This is a genomic window from Kitasatospora sp. NPDC088391, from assembly GCF_044753345.1.
GTDB lineage: Bacteria > Actinomycetota > Actinomycetes > Streptomycetales > Streptomycetaceae > Kitasatospora.
On sequence record NZ_JBIVNB010000004.1, the window covers coordinates 447,099 to 462,389 of the forward strand.

Sequence of the window (15,291 nt, forward strand, 5' to 3'; positions counted from 1 at the left end):
CGTGATCATGGGAGAGGGAGTCGGATGGGGAAAGTGCGGGTGGCGGCAGCTCAGTTCGCCTGCGTTGCCGGAGATGTGGCGACCAATGTCAGGACCATTGCGGATCTGGCGGAGGAGGCGCGAGAGGCCGGCGTGGAGGTGCTGGTCTGCCCGGAACTGGCGCTGACCGGTTACGAGTTGGAGCTCATCTCGGCAGACCGGGAGTTGTGGACCGAGCCGGACGATCCGAGGCTCGCCCCGTTGAGGGGGATCGGGATCGTCGTGGTGGTCAACGGTGTGCGGCGGGGCCCGGGAGGACTGCCGCGGATCGAGAGCATCGTGTTCGGGCCGGACGGCGAGGTGCTGGCGACCTATGCGAAGGAGCACCTGTACGAGAACGAGCGGGGCGTGTTCGAGCCCGGTGTCGGAGGTGGCCGGTTCTGGTGGAACGGCGTCGGCTACTCACTGGCCACCTGCTACGACAACCACTTTCCCGAGGTGCCGGCGCGGAACGTCGCGCAGGGCTGCCAAGTGCACCTGGCGAGCTCGATCTACGGGAGCGAGGGCGGGCGGGAAGAACGCCGCACCGTGTATCCGGCGATAGCGAAGGTCACCAATATGCACGTGGTGCTCGCCAACTTCGTCGGCTCCATCGGGCCCTGGCAGGGCTGCGGCGGCAGCGCCGTATGGGCACCGGACGGGAGCGTGGTCACGGAAGCCGGCGAGAGCGGTCCGCAGTTGCAGGTGGCCGATCTGGAGGTGGAGGGGCGGGGATGAGAAAAGCAACCGCGGGGGTGGCCGAGGAGGAGCGGATAATGGTGACCGGTCAGCGGTAGTCGTCGTCGGGCACCCGGTCGGCCAGGTCGTCGAGCACGGTGAAGCGGACTGCCTCGCTCAGCGGTTCGTCCGGGCCGGCGTCGTCGAGCTCGGCCTCGGCGTCATCGTCGGGGTACACCAGGTGGACCGCGGCCTCCTCGGCACTGGCGGCACCGCAGTCGGGGCCGACATCGGTGCCCTCGGTGTCGAGGCCGTCCTCGACGAGGCGGCCCGCCCGCGGGGAGGGGCCGTCGGACCAGCGGTCGTCGACCACCTCGGGGACGTCGTCGGGTTCTTCCTCCGACAACAGCTGCTCCAGGGACTCGCCGCGCTCGGCCTCCGCCGGGGTCGTGCCGTACGCGGTTGCGCCCCGGTAACCGTCCGGGGGGATGACGCCCGTGTCCAGCGGATCGTCGTTCAGCCGGTCCGTGAGCAGGGAATCGGCCGGTTCGAGAACGCCGTCGTCCTCGGCGGGTTCCGGGTCCTGGGCGTCCCAGTCGGTCATGACAGCACCTGTCCTCGTCGCTCGGGTGAGGTCACACGCAGTTTCTTCATGCTCGCCAGGGAGCCACCCGGCCCGCAACACGGAGCGGTCTGGAGCGGCGGCGGTACGAGGGGTGACGGCAGCTGTGAGGTCGAATGCACGGCGCTGAGGAGGCTGGTCGGCCGGTGCGCGGCGCAGGGATGCGTCAACAGGCGCTTCGTGGGCGTAGCGAAGGCGTCAAGAAAGGGACAGGTGGCCGGGAGGGCGGGATGGAGTGGAGGTGTCGGAGCAGCAGCAGAGGATCGGGAGGCCGACGGTGACAGTGGACGGGGCAGGCCGGGGCGACGGACCGGTGGCGGGAGAACGGGCCCGGGTGCTGGTGGGTCCGTGGCCCGGGTCGCGGGTGGAGCCGGTCGGGGCGAGGCCCGTCGTGCCAGGAGCTGTGCGTGTGGGAACGGACCTGTTCCGGTCGATGCGGGCGGCAACGGTGGTGTCGGGTTCCGGGCCGGACCCGGTAGTGCCGGAGCAGGAGGCAGCGGCCCGGGGACGGGGAGCGCGGGAGCGGTACGTCGGATGCAGGTACGGGCTCGGCCACATCGAGGCCGAGAGCGAAGCCGAGTAGGAGGCGGATAGGAGGCGGAACAGCAGGGCAGGGGCGCGGCGGGTGCGGAGGATCGGGGACGGAGGGTGATGGTGCGGCTGGTGGTGCGGGGCAGCGGTCCGGCGGTGGGCGGGGACCGGTGTCGTGAGGTGGCACGGCATGATGGGGCGCATGGCAGGCACGTGCTCTCGCCGGTTGGTGCGGTCGGGTCGGGTGTGCGGATGGGGTGCGCGATGGTGATGAACGGTGGTGGGGCGCCGGCCTTCGTCGGTCGGCGGTCCGAGGTGGCACGGCTGGCCGAGGCCCTGCGGGCCGCTCCGGCGGTCGTGCTGGTCGAGGGCGAGGCGGGCGTCGGGAAGTCCGTCCTGGTCGAGCGGGCACTGGCGGAAGCGGCGGTGCCGCCGCACCGCGTGCTGATCGGCCGCTGCCATCCGGTGGCCGAGCCGACACCGTACGGGCCGCTGTTCGACGCGCTGCGGCGCTGCGGTCCGCTGCTGCCCGAGGCCGGGCAGGTGCCGCGCAGCGTGGGCGCGCTGCGGCCGTGGCTGCCGGACCTGGCGGACCGGCTCCCGGAGGACGTCACCGGCGGGAACGAGCAGTACCGGGTCCTGCAGGGGGTCCGGGCGCTGCTCGGCATCCTCGGCGAGGTCGTGCTGCAGGTCGAGGACGCGCAATGGGCCGATCGGGCGACCCGGGAGCTGCTGCTGGTCCTCGCCAGGGACGCCCAGCCGGGACTTTCGCTGGTGGTGACCTACCGCGCGGACGAGCTGCCGGAAGGGGCATCGGTACTGGGGACGGCCTACCGCTGCCCGCCGGGAGTGTCGGGCGGCCTGCTCCGGGTCCTGCCGCTGGACGAGGCCGAGGTGCTGGAACTGGCCCGCGCCGAACTCGGCCCGGGCACCGCCCCGGCACTGGGGGCCCTGCTCCACGAACGCTCCGGCGGCCTGCCCGCCGCCGTCGCGGAGGACCTGGCGACCGTGCGGGCGAGCGGCCCGCACGCGGACCCGCCGGCCGTGCTGGCCGCCGCCGGGCTGCCGCGCGGCCTGCACGACACGATCACCGAGCGGCTGGCGGGGCTGGGGCCGGACGGCCGACTGGTCGTGGAGACCGCGGCGGTCCTCGACGGGCCCGCACCGGAGGAACTGATCGCCGAGGTCGCCGCCCTGCCGGCGGAACAGGTCGCGGCCGGACTGGTCGAGGCCCTGCGGGCGGCAGTCCTCGACGAACCCGAACCGGCCAGGTACGCGTTCCGCCGGGCACCCGCCCGGGAGGTGGCGTACCGGCGGATACCGGGCCCCGTCCGGTCGGCGCTGCACCGGCGCGCCATCGAGGCGCTCCGGGCCGCGGAACCGCAGCCGCTGGCCCGCATCGCCGCCCACACCCGCGCCCTCGGCGACCGGGAGGTCTGGCAGCAGGCCGCCGAGGCCGCCGCGGAACAGGCGGTGCAGCAGGGCGACACCGCGGCGGCCGGGCCGCTGCTGCGCGAACTGCTCGCCGAGTCCGACCTCGCGCCGGAGCGCCGCGGCCGGGCGGCCCGCGCGCTCTCCGGGATCGCCGCCAACGCCGCCGACGACACCGCCAGCACCGAGACCCTGGCCGGCATCATCGCCGACCCCAGACTGCCGGTCGCCGACCGCGGCGAGATCCGGCTGACCCTGGGCCTGCGCCTCGCCGTCCAGGGCGGCGACCGGGCCGGGTTCGCGCAGATAGAGCAGGCCGCGGACGAACTCGCCGAGCGCCCGGCCCGGGCGGCCCGCGCCCTGGTCGCGCTCGCCATGAACGAACGCGACGGCGGTGCGAGGGCCGGATGGGACCGGATGGCCAAGGCCGCCGCCGCCCTGGAGGTCGAACCCGACGAGGAGGTCGCCGCCGCCTACCGGGCCACCCGGCTGACGTTCCAGGCCCGCGAGGGCGACCCGGAGCTCTGGCCCGAACTGGACCGGCTGCCCCGCGACGCCCGCAGCCCCGAACTGGTCCGGCAGACCACCCGCGCCCTGTTCAACGTCGGCGACATCGCCCTGGAGACCGGCCACGACCAGCGGGCCGGACGGCTGCTCGCGGAGAGCCGCGCCCTGGCCCGGCAGGCCGCGATCTCCTACCTGGAGTGCTACAGCCGGATCGCCCTGCTGCGCCTGGACGGGCTGGCCGGTCGCTGGCAGGGCCTGGAGGAGCGGTTCGAGGCGCTCGGCACCGAGTTCCCGGACGTGGCCATGGCCACCGCCGAGCGCGCCATGCTGCTGGGCCGGCTGGCGGCGGCCCGCGGGCGGCTGGCACTGGCCCGCGCCGAGTTCACCTCGGCGGCCCGCTACGGGGAGCGGGAGTCGCAGGTCACCGCCGCGATCCGGTCGGCCGCCGGCCTGGCCGGGCTCGACCTGGTGGAGCGCGGCGGGGCGGCCGCCGCCGAGGTGCTGGCCCCGGCGATCGGCATCCTGCGGCAGGTCGGGGCCTGGGCCCGGAGTGCCGAGCTGCTGCCGGTCGCGGTCGAGACGGCACGGGCGGTGGGCGACGAGGACGGGGCGCGCCACCTGGTGGAGGAGACCACCGACGCCCTGCACGGGATCGATGCGCCCGCCGCGCACGCGGGCCTGGAGCTGGCGCGCGGGGTCCTGCTGGAGGCCACCGACTCCTGCGGGGCGATCGAGGCATACCGGCAGGCCCGGGAGTCCTGGCGCACGATCGGCCGGCCGTACGAGGTCGCCCGGGCGGAGGAGCGGCTGGCGCGGACCCTCGCCGAGCGCGACCCGCAGACCGCGGCGGAGCGGCTGGCCGCCGCGGAGGCGGCGTACACCACGCTGGGGGCGGCGTCCGACGCGGCCCGCTGCCAGCACGCCCGGCGGGACCTCGGCCTGGGGCGGATGGCCTCGCCCGGGCGGCGCGGCTACGGAGAGGCGCTGTCGCCGCGCGAGCGGCAGGTCGCCGAACTGGTCGGGCAGGGCGCCAGCAACCAGGACATCGCGCAGGCGCTGTTCCTGTCGCCGCGCACGGTCGAGCATCACGTGGCGAGCGTGCTGCGCAAACTCGGGGTCGGGCGGAAGGACGTCGGGGAGGCTCTGGCGGAGGCGGAGGGCTGACCGGACGGAGGGACGAGCGGGGCCGTCGGCCGGGCCGGGGGCGGAGCGGTCACGCGGGGCGGCGGGATGCTCGGGCGGCGGTCGGGGTGTCCGGGAGGTGGGCACCGCGCGGACCAGGGGTGGGTGGTGCCTGGTCCTGGGCGGGAGTTCCGGTCGGCCGGTGGGTCGGCGGCGGTCCGATGCCGGTGGGGTGGCCGGGGAGTGGGCCGGTGGGGCCTGCGGGGTGACGGTCGGTCAGGGCCGCGGGCGGGGTGGGGCGGTGGGTCAGTGGTGCAGGGTGACGTACGCGGCGCTGGGGTCGATGTGGGCGCCGCGGCGGTGGCGGAGCGCCGGGTGGGCGAAGGCGGTGGCCTCGGCGGCCGCGAGGGCGGCGGCGTGGGTGACGGCACGGACGGCGAAGGTCTGTTCGCCGCGGGCGCCGGTGGTGCCGGTGGTGGGCATGGTGACCAGCCAGAGCGGCAGGTCGAAGCTGGGCAGTGGGCGCGGGACGGCCTCGGTGGCGGTGATCGTCATGATGGTTCAGGGGCGGGGTCGGTGCGGGAGCCGTGCCAGGCGGGCGAGCTTGGCGCGCCGGGTCTGGCGCTCGACGGTGCCCCGGTCCCGGCCGGTCGCGGAGTGGTCGGCGAGGCCGGCGAAGTGCTCGCTGGCGTAGAGACGGAAGCGTTCGCGGCGGGTCATCCGGACCTCCGGGTGAGGGTTGAGGGTCTGGGGCGTGAACAAGTCCCAGCTAACCGGTGGCCCGCAGTGGTGATCAATGCGTAGTGGTACCCAACGGGGGAGGTGAAGGCTGGGTAGTCGCGGCCGAGGAGTGGGGGTACCCAGAGTTCGGGTCGGACGATGGGTAGGGGGTACGCATTGTTCGGTGGGTGGGGCGGGGGTTTGCTTGAGGCGTCCCGATGACGGCCAGAGCCGGCCACCGGCCGCCCCAGGAGGTTTCGATGACCCGCCGCGAGCGCTTCCGCCTGTACGCCGCAGAGCACTTCACCGCCCCGGACGAGTCGGTCGCCGCACTGTCGCGCTGCCGGGGGACGGTCGAACGGCAGACCAGCCGGTCCCGGCTGGCCTCGCTGGCGCGGATCTCCCCGCAGGGCGAGGGGCCCGCGCCCCGGCGGGTCCAGGTCGTCGGGCGGTCCGTGCTGATCCCCGCGCAGCGGACCTGCTCGGCCCGGCCGGTGGGCACGGAGGGCTGAGGAGGCCGTTGGGCCAAGGAAGCTGACCTGCCGTCACCCGGCGCCGCGGTCCGGCGGACGGCGCCGCGGGGTCAGCGGATGAGGTGCGGCAGGAAGCGGGCGCCCTGGTGGGTGATGGGGGAGTCGTCGGTCTCGCGGATGCCGAGGCCGGCGGACTCGCCGTCGACGACCCAGGCGCCGAGGACGGGGCGGTTGCCGTCGAAGTCGGGCAGCGGGTGGTACTGCTGGTAGCAGTGCCCCTCGGCGCCGTAGCGGTCCGGGTCGCCCGCCCAGTCGGCGAGCCGGGTCTCCCGGCCGTCGGGTTCGACGATCCGGACGCCCGCGCCCTCGCGGCCCAGCAGCGGCTTGGCCGCGTAGCCGGGGCCGTCGGGGTCGGCGAGTTCGCGGGGGCCGTCGAGGTAGGCGGGCAGCAGGTTGGGGTGGCCGGGGTTGAGCTCCCAGAGCACCGCCAGCAGCGCCTTGTTGGAGAGCAGCATCTTCCAGGCCGGTTCGATCCACAGCGTGGAGCCGGTGCCGCCGCCGAGGTCGATCACATCGAGCAGCCGGTCCGCGAACTCGTCCTCGACCAGCCACTCCCACGGGTAGAGCTTGAAGGCGGAGCGGATGAAGCGGTGCTCCAGGTCGACGAAGCGGCCGGACAGGCCGTCCCAGCCGATGTCCTCCATGGCGATGCCGACGGTCCGCAGCCCGGCCTGCTCGGCGCACTCCTGGAGGTAGAGGGTGGTGAGCCAGTCCTCGCCCTCGGTGTCGCCGCGGGAGTGCGCGAAGTGCACCGGCCCGGGCGGCAGGAGGTGCTTCTGCCGCTCCCAGGAGGCGATCAGGCGCTCGTGCAGGGAGTTCCACTGGTCGGCCCCGGGGAAGCGGTCCTCCAGCCAGAACCACTGCGGGCCGGCCGCCTCGATCAGCGAGGTCGGGGTGTCGGCGTTGTACTCGAACAGCTTCGCCGGGCCGGTGCCGTCGTAGGCGAGGTCGAAGCGCCCGTACACGCTGGGCTGCTCGGCGCGCCGCCGCCAGGACTCGGCGACCACGGCGGCCAGCCGCGGGTCGGTGATCCCGAAGTCGGCGAAGCGGCCGGTGCGCACGACGTGCTCGGCGGCGGCGAGGGAGAGTGCGTGCAGCTCCTCGACGACCTCCTCCAGGGCCTCGACCTCGGGCAGCGAGAACTCGTAGTAGGCGCTCTCGTCCCAGTAGGGGTGCGGGCCGCCCTGGTTGCACGGGTCGGAGCACATCGCGTACACGAGGCCCTGCGACTCGACGGTCGCCAGCCAATCGGGCCGCGGGGCGACGGTGTGGCGGCGCACCGCGATCAGCCCCCGCCCGAGCCGCTGCCGCTGCCGCTGGGGCAGCCGAAGCCGCCGCGCTTGGTGGCGGCCTTGTCGAAGGTCCCGCCACTGGCGGTGCCGGTGCCGTAGCCGCAGTAGTACCAGCGGCCCGCGCCGGCGCCGCCCGCCGTGCAGGAGTGCTGGTCGAGGACCTTCAGGGTGGTCGGGTCGACGCAGCGGCTCGGCGTGCTGCCCGAGGAGGAACAGCCGGAGAGGGTCAGCGCGAGCGTGCCGACCATGCCCAGGCTGACGAAGCCCGAGCGGCGGCGCCCGCCCGGGATCGGCTGCCCCGGGCCGGCGGGAACGGAAGGCGGCGGTGTCATGGCGGACCATGGTACGCGCGGGCCGGATGATACGGGTGAGGACCCCAGAACCTGAGGGGACGCCAGGGAAATGGGATATCTTTTGCCGATCCTTGACCATGGCGCGGTCGCGGACGGCCGCCGCCCGATCCTCCGGGGAGTCCCACGGATGAACGACATCGTCCACGGCCTGGGCGCGGCCGCCGTCTACGGCCTGGTCGGCCTGCTGCTCCTGCTGCTCGGCTACGCGCTGATCGACGTGCTCACCCCGGGCCGGCTCGGCCGGCTGATCTGGGCCGAGGGCAACCGGAACGCCGCGGTGCTGCTCAGCTCCGCGCTGCTGGGCGTCGGCGGGATCGTGTACACCGCGATCCGGTACACCTACGACGACTTCGGCAAGGGCCTGGTGTCGACGCTCTGCTTCGGAGTGCTCGGCCTGCTGCTGATGGCGCTGGCGTTCTGGCTGCTGGACCTGCTGACACCGGGCCGGCTCGGCGCGATCCTGGTCTCCACCGAGCCGCACCCGGCGGTGTGGGTCTCGGCGAGCTGCAACCTGGCGGCCGCCGCGATCGTCGCCGCGTCGATCGCCTGAGCAGCCGTCAGCAGGCTCCGCCGACAGGGCCCGTCGGCAGGTTCCCGTCAGCGGGGTGGCGGCAGCAGCTCGGTGAACAGCGGCGCCACCTGGGCGGTCTCCAGCAGGAAGCCGTCGTGGCCGTAGCGGGAGGCGAGGGTGCGCGGCGCGTCGGCGTGCGGGAGCAGGGCGGCGAGTTCGGCCTGCTGGGCGGGCGGGTAGAGCCGGTCCGAGTCGACGGCGGCGACCAGCGCGGGGGCGGTGACGCGGCGCAGCGCGGCCGCGGTGCCGCCGCGGCCCCGGCCGAGGTCGTGCGCGTTCATCGCCTCGTTGAGCACCACGTAGCTGCCCGCGTCGAAGCGCCGGGCCAGCTTGGCCGCGTGGTGGTCGAGGTAGGACTCGACGGCGAACCGGCCGCCCCGCCAGGGGTGTTCGCCCGGCTGCGGGGCGCGGCCGAAGCGGGCGGCCAGCTCGGGTTCGCTGCGGTAGGTGAGCTGGGCCAGCCGGCGGGCCAGGCCGAGGCCGCGGTGCGGGCCCGCGCCGGGCGGCAGGTGGTGGTAGTCGCCGCCGTGCCAGCCCGGATCGGCCCGGACGGCGTGCAGTTGGGCGGAGGCGTGCGCGATCTGCTCGGCGGAGGCCGCCGCCGCGGTGGCCAGCACCAGCAGCGCCCCGACCCGGCGCGGGTGCGTCACCGCCCACTCCAGGGCGCGCATCCCGCCCATCGAACCGCCGACCACCAGGGCCCAGCGCCCGATCCCGAGCGCGTCGGCGAGGGCCGTCTCGGCGGCGACCTGGTCGCGCTGGGTCAGGAACGGGAACCGCCCGCCCCAGGGCCGCCCGTCGGGGGCGGCCGAGGCGGGGCCGGTGGAGCCCTGGCAGCCGCCGAGCACGTTCGGCGCGACGACGAACCAGCGGTCGGTGTCCAGCGCCCGCCCGGGCCCGACCAGGGCGTCCCACCAGCCGGCCGTCGGGTGCCCGGGCCCGGCCGGACCGGCGAGGTGGCTGTCGCCGGTCAGCGCGTGCAGCACCAGCACGGCGTTGGAGCCGTCGGGCGCCGGGGTGCCCCAGGTCTCGTACGCCAGGCGGGCGTTCGGCAGCACCCCGCCCGCCTCCAGGGCGAGCGGGCCGGGCAGCGCCAGGAAGCGGCGCCGCCCGGCGGGGTCGCCGTCCCGCCAGGCCCCGGTGGCCGGCGGTTCGGCGACCGCGGAGGCGACTGCGGGAGCGACCGCGGGGGCGGTCGGCGGTTCGGCGCGGTTCAGGAGGACGCGCCCTTCGCGGAGCGGAAGCCGGCCTCCAGGTCGGCCCGCAGGTCGGTGACGCTCTCCAGGCCGACCGACAGCCGGACCAGGCCCGGCGCGGTGCCGGTCGCGGCCAGCTGCTCGGCGTCCAGCTGGCTGTGCGTGGTGGACGCCGGATGGATCACCAGGCTGCGGACGTCGCCGATGTTGGCCAGGTGGCTGAACAGTTCCAGCCCGTCGACGAAGCGCCGCCCGGCCTCCACGCCGTCGCGCAGCTCGAAGGAGAGCACCGCGCCCGCGCCGTTCGGCAGGTAGCGCCGCGCCGCGTCGTACCAGCGGCTGGAGGGCAGCCCGGGGTAGTGGACGGCCGCGACCTCGTCGCGCCGCTCCAGCCAGCGGGCCAGCTCCAGGGCGTTGGCGGTGTGCCGCTCCAGCCGCAGCGAGAGCGTCTCGACGCCCTGCAGCAGCAGGAAGGCGGAGTGCGGGGAGAGCGCCGGGCCGAGGTCGCGCAGCAGTTGGACCCGGAGCTTGGCGGCGAACGCGCCGGGGCCGAGGGCGTCCCAGAACCGCAGGCCGTGGTAGCTGGGGTCGGGCTCGGTGAAGCCGGGGAAGCGCTCGGCGTGCGCGCCGAAGTCGAAGGTGCCGCCGTCGACGACCACGCCGCCGATGGTGGTGCCGTGCCCGCCGAGGAACTTGGTGGCCGAGTGGACCACCACGTCCGCGCCGTGCTCGATCGGCCGCAGCAGGTACGGGGTCGGCACGGTGTTGTCGACGATCAGCGGCACCCCGGCGGCGTGCGCGACGTCGGCGACCGCGCGGACGTCCAGCACGTTGCCGCGCGGGTTGCCCAGGGACTCGGCGAACAGCGCCTTGGTGTTCGGCCGGATCGCGGCCCGCCACGCCTCGGCGTCGTCCGGGTCCTCGACGAAGCCGACCTCGATGCCGAACCGGGGCAGCGTGTGCCGCAGCAGGTTGTAGGTGCCGCCGTACAGCGAGGCGGAGGAGACCAGGTGGTCGCCCGCGCCCGCCACCGTCAGCAGGGCCAGCGTCTCGGCGGCCTGGCCGGAGGCGACGGCGACCGCGGCGACGCCGCCCTCCAGCGAGGCCAGGCGCTGCTCCAGGACGTCGGTGGTCGGATTGTGGATGCGGGTGTAGATGTTGCCGGGCTCGGCGAGGGCGAACAGGTCGGCGGCGTGCGCGGTGTCCCGGAACGCGAAGGAGGTGGTCTGGTAGATCGGGACGGCCCGGGCCCCGGTGGCCGGGTCGGGCTGCGCGCCCGCGTGGATCTGCCGGGTCTCGAAGGACCAGCCGGGTACGGGGACAGCACTCTGCTCGGACATGTTGCTCCTGGAGGGCGCGCGGGACGGGGGACCGTCGGGAGGTGCGGCGGCGCGGGAGGGCCGCGGGACGGTCACGGCGTCAGACAAGCACGGCCCGGGAGCGGCCCGCCAGCGGATCGCCCGAGTGGACATCCGGCGTCACGGGAGGACATGCGGGAGTCACCTGACGGGTCATCAAATGATGATCGTACGAACAGGGTTCGAGGTCAGGAGGGCGGGATCGCCAGCAGCCGCAGGAAGGCCGCCGTGGCGGGGGACGGCCCCGCGCCCGGCCACACCACCGTCTCCACCCGGGTCGGCGCGTCCACCACCTCGACCACCGCCACGCCCGCCAACCCGGGGACGTACCCGGCCGGCAGCATCGCCACCGCCAGCCCCGGACCGACCAGGCGCGGGATGTAGGCGGCGTCGTCCACCTCGAAGGCCACGTCCCGCACCAGGCCCGCCGCCGCGAACGCCAGGTCGGTCTGCGCCCGCCCGGCCGTCCCGGCCGGCAGGTCGACGAACGGCTCGGCCGCCAGCGCGGACAGCGGCACCCGGCGGCGGGCCGCCAGCGGGTGGTCCGGCGCCACCACCGCGACCAGCCGCCCCCGGGCCAGCTCGCGCACCGCCACCCCCGGCGGGCGCAGGCCCGGCGGCAGCCCCAGGAACGCGACGTCCAGCGCCCCCTGCCGGACCAGCTCCGACAGGTCGTTGCTGGCCCCCACCCGCAGCCGGACCCGGACCTGCGGGTGCCGGCCGCGGAACTCCCGCAGCCCGGCCGGGATGTCGACCGCCGTGACGGTCGGGATCAGCCCCACCGCCAGCCGCCCGCGCACCTCGCCGACCGCCGCCGCGACCTCGGCCGCCGCCCGCTCGGCCGCCTCCAGGCACTGCCGGGCCGCGGGCAGGAACGCCTCGCCCGCCGCCGTCAGCCGCACCCGGCGGCTGGTCCGCTCGAACAGCCGCGCCCCCAGCTCCTGTTCGAGCCGGGCGATCTGGTGGCTGAGCGCGGACTGCACCACCAGGCAGCGCTCGGCGGCCCGGGTGAAGTTCAGCGTCTCGGCGACCGCGAGGACGTAGCGCACCTGCTGCAGCTCCATGCGATCCATCGTGCACCGCGATCGATGCGCTGACAAACATGTGTTGGACTCATCGCTCACGGCGGAGCCAGACTTCCCGGCATGACCGCGAACACCCTCACCGCCCCGGCGCAGCAGGCCCGTTCGGGCCCCGGCCCGCTGCCGCGCACCGCACTGACCGCGATCGCCCCCGCCGTCTGGGGCACCACCTACGTGGTCACCACCGAACTGCTGCCGCCCGCCCACCCGATGTTCGCCGCCCTGCTGCGCGCCCTGCCCGCCGGACTGATCGCACTGGCCCTCACCCGCCGGCTGCCGCGCGGCGACTGGTGGTGGAAGGCCGCCGTGCTCGGCGCGCTGAACATCGGACTGTTCCTGCCGCTGCTGTTCACCGCCGCCGAACGCCTCCCCGGCGGCGTCGCCGCCACCCTCGGCGCCGCCCAGCCGATGGCCGTCGCCCTGCTCGCCGTCCCGGTGCTGGGCCAACGGCTGTCCGGACGGCGGCTGCTGTGGGCCCTGGTCGGCGTGCTCGGCGTCGGACTGGTGGTGATCGGCCCCCGGGCGCAACTGGACGCCCTCGGGATCGCCGCCGGGCTCGGCGGCGCCGCCAGCATGGCGCTCGGGGTCGTCCTCACCAAGCGCTGGGGCCGCCCCGAGGGCGTCGGCCCGCTCGCCCTCACCGGCTGGCAGCTCACCGCCGGCGGACTCCTGCTGCTCCCGACGACCTTCCTGTTCGAGGGCGCGCCCCCGGCCGTCGACGGGCGGGCCGCGCTCGGCTACCTCTGGCTCGGTCTGGTCGGCGGGCTGCTCACCTACGCCCTCTGGTTCCAGGGCATCGCCCGCCTGCCGGTGACCGCCGCCGCCGTGCTCGGCCTGCTCTCCCCGCTGGTGGCCGCCGCGCTCGGCGCGCTGCTGCTCGACCAGACCCTCGGTGCCGTGCAACTGCTCGGCTTCGCGCTGGCGCTGGCCTCGATCGTCGCCGGACAGCTGCCCGACCGGACCCGGCGACCCGTCCGGCGGTGACCCGTCCGGCGGCGGCGGGTCCGGCCGTGTCGGGTCCGGTGGGGGCGGATGCGGTGGTGGCGCGGGGTCAGACCCGGCGGATCACGGAGATCGGCATGGCGTCGGCCTTCATCACCTTCACCACGTCGCCCGAGTGCGGGGCGTGCACCACCATGCCGTTGCCGATGTACATGCCGACGTGGTGCCGGTCGCCGTAGTAGATCACCAGGTCGCCGGGCTGGGCGTTGTGCCAGTCGTTGCCCACGTTGGTACCGACGGTGGCCTGCTCCTGCGAGGTGCGCGGCAGCGAGACGTGGGCCTGGGCGTACGCGTAGACCATCAGGCCCGAGCAGTCGAACTGGTCCGGCCCGGTGGAGGACCAGTGGTACGGCTTGCCCTGCTGCTCCAGCGCCACCCGGACGGCGACCGCGGCCGCGCCGCTGGCCGGCGGCAGGGTGGACGGGTCGACCCGCTCGGCGCTGCGCGAGGCGGCGCCGTCGCCGTCCAGCACGGCCCGCCGGTCGGCGGCGTCGAGCCGGCCGAGCAACTGCTGCGACTCGCGGAGCTTGGCCTGCACGTCGTTCTTGGCGCTGTTCAGCAGCTGGGTCTGGCCGTCCAGTTCGGCCAGTACGTCGGCGGCCTCCAGCTTCTGCTGGTCGAGCCGGCGCTGCTGGTCCTTGAGCGCCTTCAGGGTGTCGGCCTGGGTGCCGGCGGCCTGGTCGAAGGAGGCGGCCCGGGCGAGGTAGGCGTCCGGGTCGGCGGAGAGCATCAGCTCCATCGACGGGTCGACGCCGCCCTGCCGGTACTGGTCCCCGGCGACGGCGGCCAGGCCGGTGGCCAGGTCGTTCAGCTGCTGCTGGCCACGGGCCAGCTGCTCCTGCAGCTGGTCGGCCTGCTTGCGCAGCTGGTCGGCCCGCTCCTTGGCGCCGTTGTACTTCTCGGCGGCCTGCTCCTGCTCCTCCGTCAGTCTGTCGACCTGCGCCTTGACCTCGTCCTTGCCCGGCTGGGCGGGCGCGGCGTGCGCGCTCACCTGCGCGGAGAGGGCGACCGCGGTCGCGGCGGCGCCGGTGAGCACGGACACCCGGGCACGGCTCGGCTGCTTGGGACGGCGGTGGGAGGCCACGGCAGGCTCCTTCTGCTCCACGCCGGACCGGTGGGATGAAAAGACGGTCCGAACATCGGTTTGATGCCAGACCGTAATCAAGCCCCGGGGTTCCCGTCCACTTTCGCCCCTGGTCGAAGTCGTTTCCCCAGGTGGGACGCTGACGGGACATCACGGCGCGGGAGGCGGGGAGGAGTAAGGTGTCACATATGACTGAGATGATCGGGGAGCGGACCGCGGCCTGGGTCGCGGACCGGCTGGGGCGGGACGAGCACATCACCGAGGTGACCACGCTGCGCGGCGGCTGGACGTCCGAGATGCGTCGGCTGACGGTCACCGGACCGGACGGCGAACGGACGCTGGTGCTGCGCTCCTTCGTCAAGCCGTTCTTCGTCCAGCACGCCGAGGGGCTGCTCGGGCGGGAGGCCGCGATCCTGCGCCTGCTCGCCCCCGGCGGCGTCCCGGCCGCGCGACTGGTCGCCGTGGACGCCGCCGGCGCGCACGGCGAGCACCCCTCGCTGCTGATGACGCTGCTGCCCGGCGGCGTCCGCCTGGAGCCGGCCGGTGCGCGGGCCCGGGCCGACCTGGCGGCCCGTCAACTGCTGGAGATCCACCGCACCGGCGTCACCGACGCCACCCGGCCGCGCGACTACCAGCCCTGGACGGCCCCCGAACGGGTCGCGGTGCCGCCGGACACCACCCGCCCCGCGCTCTGGTCCCGCGCCGTCGCGCTGATCGACCGCCATCCGCCCCGGTACCGCCCGTGCTTCCTGCACCGCGACTACCACCCCGGCAACCTCCTGTACGAGGGCGCGGCGGACGGGACGGACAGGGCGGACGGGGCGGGTGACGCGGGTGACGGCGGCCTGCGGATCAGCGGGGTCGTCGACTGGGTGGAGACCTCCTGGGGCCCCGCCGACCTGGACGTCGCGCACTGCGCCACCGCGCACGCCCTGCTGTACGGCCCCGAGCACGGCCTCGCCTTCGCCGACCGCTACACCGCCGCCGGCGGCACCCTCGCGGACGACCCCGCCGACCACCTCTACTGGCGGCTGCTCGACGCGCTCGCCTTCGCGCCGGACGCCGAGAAGGTCGCCGTCCCCTGGCGCGAACTCGGCCGCACCGACCTCACCCCGCAGGTGCTCGGCGACCGCCTGGAGGAGTACGTCGCCGGGCTGCTCGACCGCTACGGGGACGCCGGAGCCTGACCCC

Annotated in this window: 15 protein-coding genes; 6 read left to right on the forward strand and 9 right to left on the reverse strand. The window is 75.2% G+C overall.

The window, feature by feature from the left end:
- Positions 1–39: 39 nt before the first annotated feature.
- Positions 40–756, forward strand: coding sequence for a carbon-nitrogen hydrolase family protein (locus ACIQBJ_RS15160; protein ID WP_400708972.1), 717 nt, complete (start codon positions 40–42; stop codon positions 754–756).
- 49 nt (positions 757–805) lie between these two features.
- Here the strand turns inward: ACIQBJ_RS15160 and ACIQBJ_RS15165 are convergent, their stop codons facing one another.
- Positions 806–1,300 (reverse strand): DUF5709 domain-containing protein, encoded by a 495-nt coding sequence (locus ACIQBJ_RS15165; protein WP_400708975.1) that lies wholly within the window; start codon positions 1,298–1,300, stop codon positions 806–808.
- A gap of 801 nt (positions 1,301–2,101) precedes the next feature.
- On the opposite strand from ACIQBJ_RS15165, the gene ACIQBJ_RS15170 reads away from it, so the two are divergent.
- A complete protein-coding gene (locus tag ACIQBJ_RS15170) occupies positions 2,102–4,951 on the forward strand; it encodes an AAA family ATPase (protein ID WP_400708978.1) in 2,850 nt (949 codons plus the stop codon).
- Positions 4,952–5,215: 264 nt separating this feature from the next.
- Here the strand turns inward: ACIQBJ_RS15170 and ACIQBJ_RS15175 are convergent, their stop codons facing one another.
- Positions 5,216–5,464, reverse strand: coding sequence for a hypothetical protein (locus ACIQBJ_RS15175; RefSeq protein ID WP_400708981.1), 249 nt, complete (start codon positions 5,462–5,464; stop codon positions 5,216–5,218).
- A 6-nt stretch (positions 5,465–5,470) separates the two neighbouring features.
- On the reverse strand, positions 5,471–5,629 hold the full coding sequence (locus ACIQBJ_RS15180; RefSeq protein WP_400708984.1) for a hypothetical protein: 159 nt from the start codon (positions 5,627–5,629) through the stop codon (positions 5,471–5,473).
- Between the two features lie 260 nt (positions 5,630–5,889).
- Between ACIQBJ_RS15180 and ACIQBJ_RS15185 the strand changes: the two genes are divergently transcribed.
- Positions 5,890–6,141: a hypothetical protein gene (locus ACIQBJ_RS15185; protein WP_400708987.1), complete on the forward strand. Its 252-nt coding sequence runs from the start codon at positions 5,890–5,892 to the stop codon at positions 6,139–6,141.
- Positions 6,142–6,212: 71 nt separating this feature from the next.
- On the opposite strand, the gene ACIQBJ_RS15190 is transcribed toward ACIQBJ_RS15185, so the two are convergent.
- The gene (locus tag ACIQBJ_RS15190; RefSeq protein ID WP_400708990.1) at positions 6,213–7,442 is read right to left on the reverse strand and encodes a glutathionylspermidine synthase family protein; all 1,230 of its coding nucleotides are present in this window, start codon (positions 7,440–7,442) and stop codon (positions 6,213–6,215) included.
- Positions 7,443–7,447: 5 nt separating this feature from the next.
- The gene (locus tag ACIQBJ_RS15195; protein WP_400708993.1) at positions 7,448–7,786 is read right to left on the reverse strand and encodes a hypothetical protein; all 339 of its coding nucleotides are present in this window, start codon (positions 7,784–7,786) and stop codon (positions 7,448–7,450) included.
- Positions 7,787–7,934: 148 nt separating this feature from the next.
- On the opposite strand from ACIQBJ_RS15195, the gene ACIQBJ_RS15200 reads away from it, so the two are divergent.
- Positions 7,935–8,357 (forward strand): DUF350 domain-containing protein, encoded by a 423-nt coding sequence (locus ACIQBJ_RS15200; RefSeq protein WP_400708996.1) that lies wholly within the window; start codon positions 7,935–7,937, stop codon positions 8,355–8,357.
- Positions 8,358–8,404: 47 nt separating this feature from the next.
- Here the strand turns inward: ACIQBJ_RS15200 and ACIQBJ_RS15205 are convergent, their stop codons facing one another.
- The 3 genes from ACIQBJ_RS15205 to ACIQBJ_RS15215 form a co-directional block, all read right to left on the reverse strand.
- On the reverse strand, positions 8,405–9,595 hold the full coding sequence (locus ACIQBJ_RS15205; protein ID WP_400709782.1) for a homoserine O-acetyltransferase: 1,191 nt from the start codon (positions 9,593–9,595) through the stop codon (positions 8,405–8,407).
- Positions 9,592–10,914: a bifunctional o-acetylhomoserine/o-acetylserine sulfhydrylase gene (locus ACIQBJ_RS15210; RefSeq protein WP_400708999.1), complete on the reverse strand. Its 1,323-nt coding sequence runs from the start codon at positions 10,912–10,914 to the stop codon at positions 9,592–9,594. The genes ACIQBJ_RS15205 and ACIQBJ_RS15210 overlap by 4 nt, the downstream gene beginning before the upstream one ends.
- Before the next feature lie 206 nt (positions 10,915–11,120).
- Positions 11,121–11,996: a LysR family transcriptional regulator gene (locus ACIQBJ_RS15215; RefSeq protein ID WP_400709002.1), complete on the reverse strand. Its 876-nt coding sequence runs from the start codon at positions 11,994–11,996 to the stop codon at positions 11,121–11,123.
- Positions 11,997–12,077: 81 nt separating this feature from the next.
- Between ACIQBJ_RS15215 and ACIQBJ_RS15220 the strand changes: the two genes are divergently transcribed.
- Complete coding sequence (locus tag ACIQBJ_RS15220) at positions 12,078–12,998, forward strand: EamA family transporter (protein ID WP_400709005.1); 921 nt, start codon at positions 12,078–12,080, stop codon at positions 12,996–12,998.
- Positions 12,999–13,065: 67 nt separating this feature from the next.
- Here the strand turns inward: ACIQBJ_RS15220 and ACIQBJ_RS15225 are convergent, their stop codons facing one another.
- Complete coding sequence (locus ACIQBJ_RS15225; RefSeq protein WP_400709008.1) at positions 13,066–14,100, reverse strand: NlpC/P60 family protein; 1,035 nt, start codon at positions 14,098–14,100, stop codon at positions 13,066–13,068.
- Positions 14,101–14,288: 188 nt separating this feature from the next.
- Here ACIQBJ_RS15225 and ACIQBJ_RS15230 point away from each other — a divergent pair, with 188 nt between their 5' ends.
- The gene (locus tag ACIQBJ_RS15230) at positions 14,289–15,287 is read left to right on the forward strand and encodes a phosphotransferase family protein (protein WP_400709011.1); all 999 of its coding nucleotides are present in this window, start codon (positions 14,289–14,291) and stop codon (positions 15,285–15,287) included.
- Positions 15,288–15,291: the final 4 nt, after the last annotated feature.